The sequence below is a fragment of the Bifidobacterium sp. ESL1118 genome (assembly GCF_058505595.1).
In genome coordinates this window covers 1,823,473-1,841,362 of sequence record NZ_CP196371.1, presented here as the reverse complement: position 1 = coordinate 1,841,362, position 17,890 = coordinate 1,823,473, and the positions used below count along the sequence as shown (strand labels likewise).

10 protein-coding genes are annotated in these 17,890 nt (G+C 43.6%); 1 reads left to right on the top strand and 9 read right to left on the bottom strand.

The window, feature by feature from the left end; genetic code table 11:
- Positions 1–4: 4 nt before the first annotated feature.
- The 3 genes from ACSYSS_RS07485 to ACSYSS_RS07475 all read right to left on the bottom strand — a co-directional run bounded on the left by ACSYSS_RS07485 (position 5) and on the right by ACSYSS_RS07475 (position 7,523).
- Positions 5–1,201: a hypothetical protein gene (locus ACSYSS_RS07485; protein ID WP_491703395.1), complete on the bottom strand. Its 1,197-nt coding sequence runs from the start codon at positions 1,199–1,201 to the stop codon at positions 5–7.
- A 21-nt stretch (positions 1,202–1,222) separates the two neighbouring features.
- On the bottom strand, positions 1,223–2,539 hold the full coding sequence (locus ACSYSS_RS07480) for an AbiH family protein (RefSeq protein WP_491703394.1): 1,317 nt from the start codon (positions 2,537–2,539) through the stop codon (positions 1,223–1,225).
- 67 nt (positions 2,540–2,606) lie between these two features.
- Positions 2,607–7,523, bottom strand: coding sequence for a type ISP restriction/modification enzyme (locus ACSYSS_RS07475; RefSeq protein ID WP_491703393.1), 4,917 nt, complete (start codon positions 7,521–7,523; stop codon positions 2,607–2,609).
- A gap of 82 nt (positions 7,524–7,605) precedes the next feature.
- Between ACSYSS_RS07475 and ACSYSS_RS07470 the strand changes: the two genes are divergently transcribed.
- Positions 7,606–8,715 carry a hypothetical protein gene (locus ACSYSS_RS07470; protein WP_491703392.1) on the top strand — a complete coding sequence of 370 codons (1,110 nt, stop codon included), beginning with the start codon at positions 7,606–7,608 and terminating at the stop codon, positions 8,713–8,715.
- 102 nt (positions 8,716–8,817) lie between these two features.
- Here the strand turns inward: ACSYSS_RS07470 and ACSYSS_RS07465 are convergent, their stop codons facing one another.
- From ACSYSS_RS07465 to ACSYSS_RS07440, 6 genes are all read right to left on the bottom strand, one after another.
- Positions 8,818–10,101, bottom strand: a complete 1,284-nt coding sequence (locus ACSYSS_RS07465) for a hypothetical protein (RefSeq protein ID WP_491703391.1) — start codon at positions 10,099–10,101, stop codon at positions 8,818–8,820.
- Positions 10,102–10,833: 732 nt separating this feature from the next.
- Entirely contained in the window at positions 10,834–11,811 is a 978-nt protein-coding gene (locus ACSYSS_RS07460; RefSeq protein ID WP_491703390.1) for a 5'-nucleotidase, read from the bottom strand.
- 61 nt (positions 11,812–11,872) lie between these two features.
- Entirely contained in the window at positions 11,873–12,712 is an 840-nt protein-coding gene (locus tag ACSYSS_RS07455) for a DUF2130 domain-containing protein (protein ID WP_491703389.1), read from the bottom strand.
- Between the two features lie 438 nt (positions 12,713–13,150).
- Positions 13,151–13,993: an ATP-binding protein gene (locus ACSYSS_RS07450; protein ID WP_491703388.1), complete on the bottom strand. Its 843-nt coding sequence runs from the start codon at positions 13,991–13,993 to the stop codon at positions 13,151–13,153.
- Positions 13,902–14,282, bottom strand: a complete 381-nt coding sequence (locus ACSYSS_RS07445) for a hypothetical protein (protein ID WP_491703387.1) — start codon at positions 14,280–14,282, stop codon at positions 13,902–13,904. The genes ACSYSS_RS07450 and ACSYSS_RS07445 overlap by 92 nt, the downstream gene beginning before the upstream one ends.
- Positions 14,283–14,362: 80 nt before the next feature.
- On the bottom strand, positions 14,363–17,872 hold the full coding sequence (locus ACSYSS_RS07440; RefSeq protein ID WP_491703386.1) for an SIR2 family protein: 3,510 nt from the start codon (positions 17,870–17,872) through the stop codon (positions 14,363–14,365).
- Positions 17,873–17,890 lie beyond the last annotated feature (18 nt).

Genomic DNA, 17,890 nt, shown 5'->3' with positions numbered 1-17,890 from the left:
GGAGTTACTGTATTTCCCTCATATTTTCAGAAAGAACATTATCTTCATGCAAAGGTTTAAAAGGCGTTGTTTCGTGCAGATCCATTGTCATTATGTTTTTCCTAACTTTTAAGCCTGAAGGAGACAACATAATATTGGCGGGAATAATTGGCATCCAAGGTTTCCAGTGTTCGACATAGTTTCCTTGATAAGGCCGATTCCAAGTAAAAGAATGGACTTTATTCGGAGGTAGATTTTCTGCAGCAATTCGTGAAACTGTATACCATTCAAATTCGTGTTCAATACGTTCGCCAACAGTCAGATAGTTTTCTAGACCTAAACTATAGGATAAATGTTGAGAATACTCATTTGATTTTAATTTAAGAAATGGAATACTAGTTAGATTCTTTAATTCTTCCCCCATGCAGAACGACAATGAGTCGTTTAGCAATGCTTGATTTGCGTCATCAACTTTTTGCTTATCAACTAAGCGCTTGCAAAATAGCGTATTCCAGTGAATTATTGGCTCACCGTTCTGGTTAAATTTTGTCCCATATTTTGCAATTTCCCTGCTTTTGCGGAGTTTCATAATCACCATCAATTTAGGGTCAAGTGGGATAAGCCAACATGGTGTAATTCCATCATGTCCGTGACACATGCCGATATCGTTAATGATGAAGTTGCTGTTGTTCTCTGTGGGGGAGTAAAAAGTCCATTCTGCTGTCAAGATAATTGAAAGGATTCGTTGCAAGTGAATAATCCGTGAAAACGTTGTATTGTCTGGAGAAATACTGCCCTGGTTGCGAAGATACTGAATTTCCGGTATGGCATCTTGTCGTTCAGCATAGTCTTGTCCTCGCATGAATAGTCCTGCTACATAAGGAACCAACACATGAACAAATAAATCAAGATCAGGAGTACCGCCCTGCAATATGCCGTTAATTACGAATGGCATATCGTTTTCATAGTCCCATTCGTCAATCGTGGTTTTGATCGACATTCCGTACTGTTTGGCAGTTTCTGGTGAGATGTCGTACATTCCTTTTTTGAGGCAGAGCTTGGACGCTTTATTCTGGAACAGTTTGTTAGCTCCCCTACGGCGTACGGTTACAATGCGATTTCGATGTGCATCGTTATCCTGCTTGCTTTTGGTAGAGGTTCCGAAACGACCGATTACACATGCTGGAAGCCAATGTTGTCGCGTTCCGTAGGTATTTGTCATTTTCCTCCTTTGAAAGCACTTTCACATGTTCGAATATTTGAATTCTCTTACAGTAAGACGGCCTTCGAGCAGTAGCTTGTGCATGAGGTTTTTACCATGGTCTTTATTGTCCAAAGTTTCTCCGTAATGATTCAGTAGTTTTGTAACATTTTGGAACATTTCTTGCTGTACGACTTCTAATGGACACAATGAGCCATCATCCTGTAAATACTGTTTGTAGTAGAAAATGAGGCGTGTTCGACTGTGATATAGATTTACACTATCGAAAATTGATTGGAAGTATGAATAATCAGCTTGATTTAAAGAATGACCATAAAATTTGATTAAGTCGAGTGATTCTAATTGAGAATTGCTCTCAGGGAAGAGCACGCCGGGGAGAGGATGTTTTAATGCCAATAGACGATATGTTTTGGTGAAAGGAACTATTTCGGAATCGGACATATAATCTGTACCGTCAACCCCAATAACGATGTTTTTAGTACGAATACTTCCATGAATGTTAATGCAGTATTTCCCTAGTCCTAACAATCTGTTTGGTCTTGTATAGTTGAAATCCAATACGGATGTGTTGCGTGAATTTCTATATGGGAATTCATCTTTGCTTAATGCATTAAATACTTGGGTAGCCTGCTTTTGATAGTCTCGATTGCGCTTTAATTCGTGTTTAAGGTAAACGTAAAATGCTGATTCAAATCGATGTAGTTCAGTGTAGAGGAAATTTAATAAGTACGGCCGTAATTTGGTGTTAGGGTTTAAAATTTCTGAAACAGGTTTTGTCTGATATATGTATTTTGCTACAGCCCATAACATATTTCGTGTGCTTTTGTCATAAGGCTCCAGCAGATAGTCGTTGACAGATTCAGGGCTGAAAATTCTCAAAGGTTGTGGTAAATCATTTATTCCTGTTTCTGAAGCAGTTCGGGTAGTTTTGAAAAGTTTGATGACAGCAGTGAGTGGTTCATTATTAACGTTTTTGTCGATAGTATCTGGATTCTTATAGTTCTTATTGTTTTTTGGCTCTGCTGGTTTTATCCATTGCCAAATTGCGTTCTCAACATCGTACCAATAGTTATTTTCGCTGTACTCAAGAATTAAATCCCAAACGGTAAGATTTTTTTGAATATAAGCACCCCAAGCGGTATTTAAACCGCCATTCTTAGATATATCAGGAATTCGATTATTGTCGATATTCAGTCTTGGTTCACGTTCGGAGGCGAAAAAATCCTTGAATTTTGATTTTAAGCCACATTCTAAGTCAAATCCATTCCCTAGGACAATGAGCTGATGCTTTATCGGCGAGTAGGGTGGCTGTGTTGCAGTTACATTTTTGATATTCAAGTTTGAGCTTCTTTTGATTTAAATGGGTTGTGTGTCCCAGATTTTGAGACTTGCAATAGACTGGTGATTAGTTTCTCCATTCGGCGGGCCAGTTGGCGGGCTGAGGAAGTTCATCCAAGGCGGGAAGGCTGTCAACGATGTCTAGAGTTTTCATGCTTACGGTGATGACACTTTCGACTAAGTCCACGATGTAGCGTGGATTGTCGGAATACGCATTCGGATTGTTGACGATGCCGGACTTCTTATCGGTGGTGACGCGGTAGCGATCGATGAGCCAGCCGATGGCAGATTTGCCATTGACCACATAATCGTACGCCCGCATCGGTATGCCTTCGATGGTGAGATTCTCAGCTACCTGAAGCACCGTTTTATCGGGAACTTTCTTACCTGTCTTTGGATCTTTGATTTTGTTCGGGTACTTCATTTTTTCTGTACGACCGGGGTTCGTGCTGTCGCCGATTTCATGTACTGGCCACTTATCAATTGACTCGTAGTCCAGATGTAAATGAGCAAGTTCACGTCCAGCTTTCATAAATGACTTGAAATCCTTGGCGAGTGGAATGCGCGGCAGCTCCTTCTTGAGGTTGTTACCGAAGCGCTCGCGGTACTCAGGGCTGTGCAGGATACCGTAAACGTAGTAGAAGATATCTTCTTTGCTGATACGTTGATGTGGGTATGCTTCTCTGAAAACGCGAAGGCCGGTGTCGGTGATGGCTTCATGACGAATATAACTATGCGAATCGGCAGAGTCTTTGTTGTCGGTGTTTAAAAGTTCGCTGTCTTGATTTGTAAAGTCGTACCAATACATGGGGAATGCTTGTCCATGATGGTTAATTTCTAGATCAGGTACATTCTTGCTGATAAAAGGTCCTCGTTCACCAACGATGATTTCTAGATTTTGAGCTTCCGCATATGGGAAGAACTGTGGTTGTAGATATGTACGGTTGTTAAATTGTGAATCCATATATTGCCACTGTTTGAAGAATGGACGATATTCAGCTAGGTATATATGACTTTCAAAATACTTAGCCTTACGTTCTCTCTTGATATCTTGTAGTACTTCAAATGTCCATTTGATTGAGGTCTCGTCGGATGTCAGGAAGTTGTTGATATCAGTGGGCTCTCCAGCATCCTGCCAGCGCTTGAGCTCTGAATTATAAGTGTTGGCTGTCTCTTCCATGTTCTTAGCGACTTCATCTCTTTGCGAGTTATAGCACCATGGGTCACGATTGGTTTTGATTCCGGCGGACCATGTGGAGAATAAGCCAGTTGGGCGTTTGTTATTGCCTTCTTGAACTCCCATGGGGATGAAATCAAGATAGCTATCGTCTCGGTGATTGAGCCAATCGCCATGCTTGTCCTGAGTAAGCTGATGCCAGTCCGGGTCGGCTGCTTTCGCATCGGTTAGGATGCTGAGTTTGGTTTCACGATCCAGATAGTCGCCAATGTCGTGGTAATAAATTGCGCCGTGTTCGTTGGAGCTGGGATTCTTGACCAGCATTGTGATGGCGATGGTGGCACGAGAGCCTGAGGCAAAGATTTTGCCTCCTTCTCTCCGCGATTCCTCACCTTGGGTACGTTGATTACCGCGAAGGTTGTAGACATGGATACTGTTGAATTCTTTTGTAAAGCATCTGCGGATTCCAGCTCCTGAAACGCTAGTGAGCCAGCCTCCGTTTGAGACGAAGCAGACGATGCCGGAGTTACCAATACGATCGGATGCCCATCGAAACGCACGAATATAGTGGTCGTACAGTGAATTGTTGAGAGTAGCATCGGAGTTCTTGACGTATGTCTCTTCAATACGTCTGTCGAGTGACGGATATTTGGTGTTCTGATTACCGGTGTTGTCACTGTCACCAGCACGGTAGGGCGGATTGCCGATGATGATTTTAATCGGCAAATCTATTTGTTTTCTAACACGTTCGGTGTTTTCGGTGAACATGGCATCATCAAGTGTGTCGCCTTCCTCATGCATTTGGAAGGTATCGGTCAGAAGTGCGCCGGGGAACGGTTTGTATTCGCCACCCATGCGTTTGTGATATGACTGTTCGATGTTGATATCCATGATGGTTGCGGCTAGAGGCACGATTTCGTTGGAGTGCAGGTCATGTTCGTATTTGTAGGGTAGGGCTTCGTCTGGGATTAGTGTTTTGTCTTCGATAAGACGGCAAATATAGGTGCCTGTTCCGGCGAAGCCATCGAGAATATGAATGTTCCTATCACCTAAAGATTGTCCAAATTCTTTCTGTAGTGCTCGTTGCACCATGTGGAGCTGAGCGTCCGCCACTTCGACGGGTGTGTAGACGATGCCGAGGCTGTCTGCGGTGTCTTTGAACGCCTTCGTGAAGAATTCGTTGTAGATTTCCTTGATGAGATTTTGTTTGGCTGCATCGCTCTGTACTTGGCTTGCGGAAAGCCTGACCGATGAGTACAAATCGTTCAATGTAGGGTTATCAATGGTCGGTGGAAGTCCTGCGGCATAGAGGGAATCAAGGGCACGATCAAGGCCACGTACAATCGGATTGCCTTCCAAGACCTCTTTATTGGTGAACAGAGTCTGGAAGATAGGCTTGGTGATTTCATGCTGAGCAAGAACTGTGATAGCGTCTTTTTCAGAATATGTCGGATTGAGTGAATCCTGTAGTCCACGTACGAATAAGGAGAATGATTCCTTAGCTGCTCCTGTATCGACAAGATGAGTGATTTCATCCATGCGGTGTTTGGCAATGCTGGCTATGTCGTCCGTCCACTCGCCCCAATACATCTTAGTGCCGCAACGACGTACGATTTCGGCGTTGATGTTTCGAGCCATCTCACTGGAAACTAAATCAAATTCCGGCTGCATAGCAGAAGATCCGGTTAATTCTGATTCGTCGCTGCCGCCGTCAATAGTGCCTGGGTCAACATTGCTTCCAATCGGAGGAGTCGGGGTGTTCGGACGCTTCTTGTGCAGATGCAGTTTGGTCTTGTCAAGCACTTCAACTTCGACGATACGTTTAAGGCTGTCAGTGTCTCCGAGTGCGGCTGCATTGATAATGGCATCAAGGCGTTCGTCATGGCTTCGAAGAGCACGTACCACTTCCCATACGGTGTCATAAGCTCCTGAGGAAAGCACAGTGTCTGGGTCGGCTCCAACTGGTACTACCACAGGGATAATGATGTAGCCAAACTCTTTACCTGGTGACTTGCGCATCACGCGGCCGACCGACTGAATGATGTCGACTCGGCTTCTCCTAGCCGAAAGATACATGACTGCATCGAGGTCAGGTACATCGATGCCTTCGGCGAGACAACGAGCATTGGAGAGGATATGACATTCATTGTCTGCGGTGTCTCCAGCTAGCCAACTCAGCTTAGTACGGCGGGTCTGTGCATCCATACCACCGTCAACGTGGTCGATTTCAACTTGGACCTGTTGCCCGGCCTCAATCATATCTTTGTTCTCTGCGGTCTTTTCCAATGAACCTGTATAGTCGTTGATGACCGCACGGAATTTGTTGGTCAATGCCTTGGATGCCTTAATAGAAGGGGCGAATGCTATGGCATGGTGAAGAACGCGCTTTGCGTCATCGTGATTTTGCTCGTATGGTTGACTGCTCTTGTCAATAAGGTCGCTGACTCCCTGTGCGTGACGCCTGTCGAACAGAGCCTTCCAACAACCGACAAATTTCATTGCGTCATCGAGCTGCAATTCAGAACCAGCGCCTTTGCCATAATGCTGTTGCATCGTCGAACTCATCATGTCTTCGGTAACCTGCATGACAACGATTTTGTAGTCAGTGAGTAAGCCCAGATCGACGGCCTTGCCGAAGCTTAAACGATAGGCTATTTTCCCATAAGTCTTTTCATCATCCATGCTGGCGATTTCGACAGCACCTTGCACGGCTTTGTTCTTGGCGCTTTGGTCGAAGATGCGTGGGGTTGCGGTCATGTAAAGGCGTTTGGCTGAATGGACGAAATCCTTGTCATGGATTTTCGTAAAGGAAGTGTCGTTGTCAAGTACGCCTGTGGTGCGATGAGCCTCATCGCAGATGGTCAGATCAAAGTCGAAGAGTCCTTGCTGCTGTGCCTCATGAATGACATCGATGCTTTGGTAAGTGGAAAAGATGACATTAAGGGCATCATCTTGTTTATGGAACCGTTCGGCGACGGTATGCGCGTTGGTTGTTGCAGGGAAAGGAATATCGGTCAGCTGGCCGTATGACTCATCATGTTTTATGTCACTGGCATGATGATCCGAGCAGACGACATACACATGAATTTTGCCGTGCACCTGGTTGACCCAATCACGCATTGACTGTGAGACAAGGCTGATAGAAGGAGCCAGATATAAAACGGTGCCGCTCCCTTTGAGTAGTTCTTCGGTGAGTCTCAGGGATGTCAGCGTCTTGCCAGTGCCGCACGCCATAACCAGTGAACAGCGGTCGGCTGTGGAAAGTTCTTTGGTAGCCGCGTCTATGGCTTCACGCTGATGAGGGCGTGGTTCAAACACAGTTCGGTTGTTACTGACTGTATTACCATGCATGAATGCGTCCCAGTCAAGATTGGACTCACGCATGGTGTCAAGGTCGAGACGAGTGAACTCCTTGCCCGAAGCATTCATAAAGTTACGGGTGAAGTCTTCAAGATTGATGGTGTAAGCAGGTGCTGTATCAGCCAGCATAAGGTGACCATAGATATTGTCAGTTCCTGCATTCATGAAGAACGTGGATACGTCGTGCTCGCTCAGAGTCTTGTTGTAACACTTTGCCTGAATGGCCCAGTACGAGCCGTCAACGTCTTTAGCGACGAGGTCAATACCGGTATCTTGCTTGCCGTGGTTTGTTGGAGCGTCGTCCCACATCCATACATCTTCAATGCGATTCGACCAACTTGGATCATTGCGCAGGAAGAACTCGACAGCTCGCTCGAACCTTGTGCCCTGCTCACGCTTATCAGCCGAATCAGCCACGATTTTGGCGAAGATTTCGTCAATGGACATGTTGCACTCCCTACGCTCAGTTATGGTTTCAAGGATACCGTGAGGCGGGTGCATTAGATGAGATACGCACTAAACTAGGATTATGGAAAACAACGGTGAAATCAACACTCCTAGATCAGCTAATATGAACAAAAATAACATGAACAAATTTGCTGGTGGGAATTTGAATTTGTCTTCTGCCTTTGCAAACAATTTTTGGGTAGCAAATTTAATTGACCTAGTTCCAGCAGTTAAAGTTCCTATAAATATAGTAATGCCTAATTATAAAGGAATACTTGGAAACAGTGTTGTCAAAAGTTTACAATCAGTACAAGCCTCTTGGACAAAGATAGCGAGTGTTTTTCCGGGAATTATGCAAGAGCTAAATCAGAATTTATCTCTGATGACTGCAGCGATAGCAAAATCTGTAACAAGTGATATTACCTCCAGGTTGCAAAATATAACGAATACATTTCGGGTTCTGCAACAAGAACAATTAGTGATAGGCCCACGGTTAGGAGAGGCTTTTGAAGCTTTATCTCAGTCTTTGCGGACTTATTCGAATTTATGTCCGCGAAACATTCTTGCGACTAAAGAAAAGTGCGAATTTCCTAATTTTCGAGAAATTGAATTAACCGATGGAATAGCATTATTCTTTGTTTTACGTTCAACAATTATCGACCAATTATTGAGAGCAGATACAACTCAGAAGCGTAGAGCAATTCTTTGCAAGAAATTTTCAAATATCTTAGATGACTGTGAAAAAGCTGTTAAGAATGCTCAAGAATTGCCACTTGATCCAGACTATTCAAAGAAAGAACAATGGTTTTCCCAACTTTTATTAGAAGCAATAAAGGTATTGCGTGATGGACATCTAGAAGCGGGAGAGAGTCTTATTGCGAATATGCTCGAAATTCTGAGGACTCAGCTAAGTAATCCAATGCAAGATTTCATAAAATTAAAAAACCGAGAATCCGTACAATCGGTAAATGATATTCCCCTTCAGAATTTGCGTTTTTATCTTGCTCTTATGCCATTGTGCTCAGTGTTTGTCACTTACTATCCAGGAGACCCCATGCCTCAAAGTTTTTCACGTCATGCAATTGCTCATAGTATTCCCCGACAGCAGTTTTCCAAGACGAATGCAGCTCAGGGGGTTCTGTGCTTGACGTCGCTTATGGCTTACCAATTTCAATGGGATTTACGAGCTTAGAGAAGAGATGAGATGAATGCAGTTCTGATATCTATCCTAGGGTGAGTGTTTTTGCTACTTAACCTAGTATTTTATCTTTTTAAAAAATTTATTATGTAATTATTAATTTGTTTCAGTCATATTTGAATTGGGTCTGAAAGGATCAACTCCGTATCCGGTGATTACCCATAATCCGTCTTCGTCTGGAAATGCTGTGTCGAAGCCACTGGGTGATTTGACTCTGGTCCAGTGGAGTTTTGTCATATAGCTGGATCCATTAGCTGGCTTTATATTGACTGTCGTATAGACCCATCCTGCTGCAAGATTTTCTATTCTCTTTAAAGTGTAGCTCTCGATAGGGTGGTCGGCATAATTCTGTTTTGCCTCTGCAGCCATTTGACCTGCAGTTTTATGATTCATATTAGGCAAGTGATGTCCAACTATCATATAGTTTTTCTTGAGCCAGCCTTCAAAGAAATCTGTACAATCTTTCCTCACTCCTGAAGGATCATCACTATCATTTGAGATATCAGTTTCGTAAGGTTTCCATTGCTCCAGTAGTTGGTTGACTTCATCATTTCGTTCTGCTTTTTCGAGCACCTCTTTCCAGCTGGGTTGTGGTGCTTTTAGATCCTCCTGATGTTTTTTATATTTTTCAGAAGCTTCTGCCCAGTCAAGAATTGCAAATAAGAGATTCCAAGCTTTTGTGGCAACTATTTCATTATCGAAATTGGACAGTTGCCCATGCAAAATTCCATTGCGGTAAACTTCGGTCACTTTTTGATCAGAAAATTTACTAAATCCCTTTTTATATACGTCAGCGACTTGAGGCAGTGCGTTGGCCACGGACACCGCGCTGTCGTATGCTGACATATCTGGGTCATCTTCAGCGCTTAGGCTGCGGTGTAGTTGTGGATCTTCATCATTTACGAATCCGTCTACTTGTGAAAGAAGAATATATACTGTGCTGTAATATCTCTGTGCTTTATAGTCTTCCAAAGCTTTGTGGATGAGCGGCATTCGAGACCGAAATCCCGCTTGTCTATTCAGATAAATGAGTCGTTCTCCAATATTGTCGTCAGTTAGGTACCAATTGATTAATCGTTGCTCTGCAACATCAGTGCTATCAGTATCTAAAATTCTCTTCATATCATCTGTCGGGAAAGTATCTGTGAATATCCAGTGTCGATCTCCTAGTAACTGATAAAATTTATTTATCATATTTGTTAAGGAGTTAAGTTTATTTTCCGTATCTTTTAGGGTTCTACTAAATTCTTTTCGTTGATCATGCGATGCGAGAGGATAGACTATGGGTTTTAGCATTTTGCATCCACGAATTTGAAATTTTAAATCTGTGACTGAGGGCAGCTCGTTCGCATCATTGTATGCTGTATTTTCATTGGTCATATGGGAAGCCGCCTTTAACTAACTTGTATACAAAGTTTAGTCTTCTTGGAGAGTGTTGTTAAATAGCTAGTTCTTGAGTTATCTGTCTCACATACTAAAGCCTCGTTACTTCCCCGTGAGCTCGCGTATCGTGATGTTTTCGGTCTTTTTGCTCGGAAGCTTCAAGTTGCACTGGGAATCGACTAAGTTTTCACTGGTCTTGTTCAGGTGAGTCAGGTAGTTGCCGATTTCCTCGATTACGGTATTAAATTTCCTTGCGGCTAGACCAGCATTCTTGCTTTTGTCGACAAGAAACGCAGTGAGGGACCATTGGCTGAAGTGGTGGTTTGCTCAGCATTTCCCTCGTTCGCAGCGGTATTTTAAATTCGATGTTGGATCTTGGGCATTCTACCGAAGTATTGGAGTAAGTGGACTTCTGTATCCTTCATCGATAAGTTGGTCGGAACCTCCATACTAGTGGTTATGATTTTGAAATTTTCTATTCTTGAATGCTTCTGGTCCTTGCCAAGAAACTGTTAAGATGCCTGTCGGCCCATGCGTATCATTCTGATTAGCTGCTTGAACGTAATCAGTAGTTTCAGATACCTATTATAAATACTCATTTGGATATATCAAGAAGAAGCTTATTGACGTGTTAATTTGCTGCATCGATTTAACAATTGTCCGAGATTTAGAATAGTTGGAATCGTTTTGTGTGATCTAGTTAAAAACAGAATTTAATATGACGTGTACTCACTTAATGTCTGACAATTCAAGCTGTTCTGCTTCTTTTCCAAATGGTATAAAAACCATTGGTATATGAGATTCGGTATTGTCTAGATTTTTCATCTCATTGTCAAAGAATATATCTGGTTTGAGCTGATTGAGGATGGGCGCTTTATCCAGTCCTCCAAGGAAAAAGGCGTCATCCACAGTTAATCCCCACGATTCTAGAGTGTGTATTGCTCTTTCATTTGCGAACCCGTTTCTTGCGGTGACTAATGAGATTCGTAGATCGATTCCTTTGTTTTTTTGTTTACGCGCTGCCTGTTGTAACTTGTTGAGGCCTACTAATAATGGAGCTAGAGGACCTTTTTCAAGAGGTTTGTTCACGAGTTTCTTTTCACGACGTTGATATAGTTCCATAGCTTTTTGCGGATTTTTCTTTTTAGAATTCGTATAAAAGTCGTCTGACGATGATCCTGCCAATACTCCATCAAAATCAAAAGCAATGCATAATTCGCCGTTGTTATTTTTCGTCGAGTTTTTCCTTGGAAGTACGTACCCGGCTGCATTGCCTTCTTGCATGGCATTCTGAACATCAGTTGGGTTACCTGAAAGGAATAAAGACATGTTCAAAACTTTCATGAAATCATACGAGGCTTTACCGCTGCGAAATATTGATCTTGTTATGCCGAGTCTGTAATGTTCAATACTTTTCATGACGCGAAGACCTGTTTGCGGACTATTCCGTGATAAGACTATGACTTCGACCCCTTGGTTTTCAGAATCAGCAAAGAGCTTGTTGAAATCTAGTAATCTCGAAATAAATGGGAATGCCGGTCCTTTTTTAAACGGTTCAGTCAGATGCTGATTTTGGTAGTCTGCATAAGCCTTAACTCCATCTTTGTTATAGATTTCGTCGCTTTCAGCTAAATCGAATAGAGCGCTGGATGCAATGCCGATTACCAAATCTTTTTTACTTAATTGTGGTTCTACTATATTGTCCATCGATGAAACTTTCTCTAAATGATGTTTCTAGGTATGAAATAAGTATTGAGTTTTGCTCTGTTTACCATTTCTCAGCGTTCTCAAACTTCCTCTTCATAGTCTCATTTCCCCTGGTGAGTTTGCGAATGGTCACGTTATCGGCCTTTTTGCTCGCCAGCTCTAGGTTGCGCTGGGAGCCGACTAGGTTCTCGCGGATCTTGTTCAGGTGGGTGATGGACTTGTCGATTTCCTCGATGGTGGTGTTAAACTTGCGCGCGGCCAGGTCCACGTTCTTACCGAACGCATCCTTGAACTCGCTCAGTTCGTCCTCGAAGTTGGTGATGTCGATGTTCTGCGCGCGTTCGTCGGCCAGCTGCTTCTTGTATTGCATAGAGTTCAGCGCTGCATTGCGCAGCACGGTGATCATGGGGATGAAGAACTGCGGGCGGATAGCGTACATCTTCTCGAATCTGTAGGAGACATCGACAATGCCCGCGTTGTAGAGGTCGCTGTCCTTCTCGAAGTAGGCGGTGGGGAAGGCCGTGGCGCGGATCTTGTTGAACTCGTTCATGCAGTGCTGCTCAAGCGATTCGCCGATCATCTTCGTGGAGAGCTTCGACTTCAAGTCGCGCAGCCGCTCGATTTGGTCGTCGCGGTCCTGAATCTGCGTCTCGTAGCGCTCCTTGAGCGACTTGGCCTCTAGGTCGGTCTTGAGCTTCGCCTCGTCCAAGCTGTGCCTGAGCTCCTGAATCTCGCTGTCCTTGCTCGCTGCAACCTTCTGCTTGTCTTGTTCGGCGGCCTTAAGCCGTTTGTGCAGTTGCTCGTTGAATGCCTTGTTGTGCACCTGCTTGACGATGTCGGCATAGCTGGATTCGTCCACCTTGAACGTCGCTCCGCATTTGGGGCATTTGATTTCATGCATGCTGCCGTCCTTCGCGTCGGTGCTCGGTCGTTGCGGTTCGCGCGCCGGTTCCCATGCTGCTTCGGAGGTTCTGTGCGCAAGCGCCTTCTATCTACAAGAATACCGCTGCTTCGCGAAGAAAGAATTTTAATGAATTTTACGCTGGAAATGTGGATTCCGACGATTGCTTTGCCAATAAATCAAGAAGAATATGAGATATAAATTGATATTTTAAGCACTGTATAATGCGACTTGCTGATTTTGTCGTAGTGGGTGCAGCCTGGTACCCAGGCGGCACCCAGCATGCATTCTATATAATATAAATTTACCTAGGGTGAGCAACCGATTTGTAGATATCATCTACTTGCTTAATTTTGTTTTGGAATGATTGGCAATTGCTTAATTCAGAGGGTGGAATCGGATGCAGTTTCCCGATTTCACCCTCTGCGTCATGCTGCGTCAAATGGAATAATATGTTGTTGAATCTTGGCTATTCTTTCTATGTTGGTGCAGAAAGCCTAACTTTGTGAGCTTTCGCAATGCGCGTTGAATGGTGCTTCGGCTTGCATGACTTTCGTTTACTAATAGGGCAGTTGTTACTTTGCCATTTCGCTTAGCCACTGTAATCGCGAGTTGTTCAATATCAGAAAATTCAGTATTGTTCGCAGATTGTTTCAGATTCGATTCTGTTATTACAGCTTTTGAGGTGTCTGCCCTCTCACCCTTGTCGCCTTGCAAATACGGTATTCTCTTCTCCACGTTGTTGCGCAGCACCATCTTGGTGACCATGCCGCTCGGCTCGCTAAACTCGGGGTCGGGCAGACCGAGCGCCTCCATCTCCTCGTAGATGCGGTGCACGCCCTCGTTGAGCTCACGGGTCAGCTCCACAGAGTTGAGCATGTGGCAGATGCGCGGGTTGCGTGCGTGACGCGTGGTTCGCATGTTCTCTAGGGTCACGCGGTTCGGCAGCGTTCCTGGGCTTGAGATTTCGAGCCGGTCGTCGAAGATGGTCACTCGTATGTAGTCGCCTTGAATCGAGTAGTCGCGGTGCGCTACGGCGTTGATTAGGCCTTCGAACCACGAGAAGTGCGGATACTCCGGGATTTTTGCGAATCTGCCCTCGGTGTTGAGCGGGTAGAAGTCCCGCAGCAGCGCTTCGATAAGCTGGGATGCCTGCCGTATCTGCGTGACGAGCGGACCGGTGAACTCCTCATCTTTCGTGATGTTGAACCGTTCCCCGGTCTGCATTGCGGTGCCATCCACCCGCAGCACACGCACCCATGCTCCGGGGAAATACTTCATCGGTGATTTTGTGAATAGCAGCACTCCGGCTGCGGTCGAGCTTGACACTGCTGTCGCCTTCGCGCAGGTAGATGTCGCCTCCGACGCGCTTTTCGATGATGTGGTCCGGTGATGGCACCACATCGAGCAACAGCACGATATTGTCGTTGCCATTGGTGTTGATACAACTTAACCTTTTCGGCGTGACCCGAGGTGTCGGCTTGCACTGGGTGAGTGCGGCTGTAGCAAGTACAAATATGCCGTCTGCTCCATTTACGTTAAAGATAGCTGCCTTATGGAATATTTTCACTAAGAAGTAAGTGTAATTCACCTCTAATGAATAATGTTAGTTCGACTTGGGTGTATTGAAGAGAGAAGTTATTGAATACCTCATTGTTTATTTTTCACATCAAACCCTTTTTCATATGCTAAGTTTATCAAATCCTTGTAGTCATAGTCTGGAATAAGCTGTTTTAAGTCCTTCAATCTTTCTTGGAGATCGTAGCTGCTGTACATAGTTATCGTGTCAGGTTCAGTAGATTCGATGCAAGAAGCAAACAATTGGATCTTCTCTGAAATCGTTGGGTAAATTAAATCCCGATAATCATATAAGCCAGCGAGAAGATTCTTAGTTACACCTGGGTTATTCTTGGCCAGGCCTGGTTTGATTTGGTCAAACTGCTTTATAGGAAGGCAGAAAGCTATTAGATATAGGTCTTGAAGTTCTTCGTCAGAAGCTGTACGTGGAAGATTGTTAAGACGCTTTAACAAATACTCATGCAGCCATGTATCCCAAACTTCCTCATCTACATCCTGATTCTGGGTAAGTCTATAAAGGATGACTTTTAAGAAAAGTACCGGATCGCCATCAATTACGATGTCAGACAATAAGGAAATTCGATCGGAAGATTTCGTGATCAATGGTGAGGATACTACGAAATATGCGATGTCATAAAAGTTGTACTCGTGTTGACCTTGCTTGAGTATACTTTTTTGCTCGTTATTCCAAGTTTTAGAATTCTTTAAACCCGAATCCAGAATTTGTGCAAAGCCGTCGCGAACTAGATCCTGTGATATTTCTGGGTTTGACAAGTACGCTTCCCAAGCAAAGTATGAGGTGTTTGAATTCGAAAAAAGAGGGTAAACTTCGCGAACTGTGTCCTTGGGATCAATTGAATGAACTTTAGCTAAGTTCGAAGTTATTGCAGGTACTGTTACAAAAAATGCTGGAGAATTCCTATCAAGTAATCTGTGAATATTAACTAGGTCTTGTTTAGTAAGTGACCCGAGTTCACGAGTATTGTGAAGTCCTAAAGCTATCCAAAAATTGCCGACTTGTCCCGGCCACTCATTTAAAGCTTGGAGTGAGGGGGAAAGCTTAGGATTCTTAACTTTGTATTGAGTGATTGAGGAATTCCAAACTTGTTCTGCAATTTTTTGAAGTGGAGCAATATTCTCAGTAGGCATAGAATTTGAATATTGGCTTGAGATGAATTGCGAGAGGGGCTCAGCATAGTCCGATTCTTGGGAAACTGATTGCAAATATGGTAAGACTTGGGTTTGAGAATCAACCGAATCGAGCCCGCCCCATCCGTAAATGATGGACTTTCGAATTTCTAGATTTTTGTCGCTAGTTTCTGAGGTAGACTTCCAAAGCTGAATTCCTGTTTCATAGTGTTCGGAGCACAAGGCTAAGACTTGTTGAAGCGCATCTTCAAAATAGTTTTCATGATAAACGTGATCGTTGTTACTGCGTCTTGGCAAGGCATTTAAGTAAGATACGAGTTTTTGTGGTTCATGAGTAATCTTATTGGTGAGTTCAGAATCAGATAGCCCTGAATCAGCGATTTTGGCTCCTCCGCTGAAAACGATATTCAAATCGGGATACTCACGTGGCATGAAATTGTAATATTGAGCGAGATCTTCTTTTTCGGTTTCGGCCTTCCGCCATTTATCCTCACATTTGGTTAGCCATACAAGAAGATTATATTTTTCATAAGCGTCATCTCTCTCGCTTGCGCTGGTCTCATGATTGGGCCCCTCTGAAACTGTTGTAAGAAGCCGATCTTTTGTTGCTTTGCTGGCGTTCGGTAATTGATGCTTGAGAAGCATATAAACCTCATGTTTCAGAGTCATTGAGTAGAGGATATTGTGTTCCAGAAGATACTCTATTTTCTTATCGGCTGATACTTGCTCATTTTTCCTGTCTAATAGGAAAATGGATAATCTTTTGAAAATCGGATAATCAAGCGTCCACCAGTGTTCTGTAATTAAACCTGAGTTTATTGACGTCTTTCCGAATTCACATAGAGCATCAATTAACGCGTCGAACGGAGTCTCTAGATTATCGGACTCCTCAATTTTGCCCCTGTATAAGCATAAAACGTCAAAGTCATCATGCAATGTATGCAGAGTTTGACGTTGTTCATAAATGTTCAAGAGAGAATTTTCCAACATATTGAGGAGTTCTTCTTGATTGACGTTTTCGTCTTTCATTTGGCACTGAAGTTGATTTGATAAATCATCATAGGAGATATTCCTACTTGAGGAATAACAACTAGGGTCGACGCAGTATTGCATTATGTTGAACAATGCAGGTAGTGGCATTGAAAGTGCTGCTTTATTGTAACTATACAAAAGTGTGGAGTCCGAGTCTTTGCTGTCTTGTCTGGTCTTAATTTGTGTTAGGAGTAAGCACAACTTATCAGCATGGTCTTTGCTACCAGCTTGATTGAGTCGATAGACAGAGTTGCATAAATAACCGTACAGAGAGTGGGATATCGGATACTCGCGAATTATGTCGAGCATTCTTTCAAAGTTGTTGTCTTCTTCAATAAAAGAAGAGACAAGCCATGAAAGCAATATGGATTCGCTTTCATTTTTGGGATTAGTAGGACCTAGAAGCTGCTGGAAACAATTGTTTCGTAGTCCCCAATTCAACCAGTTTATATTTTTCCCGGCATTATGAGTAAATTCTTCTGCGCCTATACGTGTCTGAATTCGTTCAAGTACATAGTCGTTATCTGCAGTACTGAGTTCAGTACTCTTCTGCATTATTTCAGAGATTCTTGACTCTACCGTCACGCGATTGGTTGAAACGAGGTCTTGTAGGGCTTCTAAAGCTTCTGGTAGTGCAGCATAACTATTGTCATGAATCGGGAAAGTTATAGGTGTTATCCCAAGTCTTGTCCATTTTTCTGTACTGTCATATTCATCAGTGATGAACGCGTATCGCTGTGTCCCGTTTGGCAGGCCTAAAGCTAAGTATCGCATCATTAGATCGTCATGACTGTAACCGATAAAAAGAACGGTGAATTTTTGGAACATTGCTGTCAAGAATCGTGTGGCCCAAGATTGCGTCATATACGCCTGAGCAAAATCTTTGTCGGAGATGACAAGTGAGGAGTTGAACTCATCGTATTTCCCGTGAAGATGGACAATGCCGGTGAATGCATCTCCTAGTGGCAGCGCTGGCCCAACATATATTGGGGTCTGACTGAATGGGCGTTCCTGTTCGAGTGCTTTTTCAAGAAGATCATCATAATTTGTTGTAACGATACGGGGCGTTTGGCATCCTTCGTCCTTCCCGATTAAAGAGAGTTTGACTATTGCCTTCTGCAATCGATTTGGGTTATGTCCTTGCTGCGCAAAAATCTGTCTTGTTTGTGCCTGAGAAGGAAAGTCGATTGGTAGTTTACCAATAAACTCGTCGAGGTTGTCCTGATTCTCTGGATATTCAACTCCCGCTAGATAAGCGAGTTCTTGTGCTAACTTTTCAAAAGAGGGGAAATTGGCTGGTGCGTCAAATGAAGCTCCAGCGCCAACGAAAAAGACGATTTTTTGTTCTCTAATAGCCTCGATGAGTTCCTGTGGAATGCTGACTTCGTCCGTAAGTTGCATTTCTTTCCTCCAGATAGT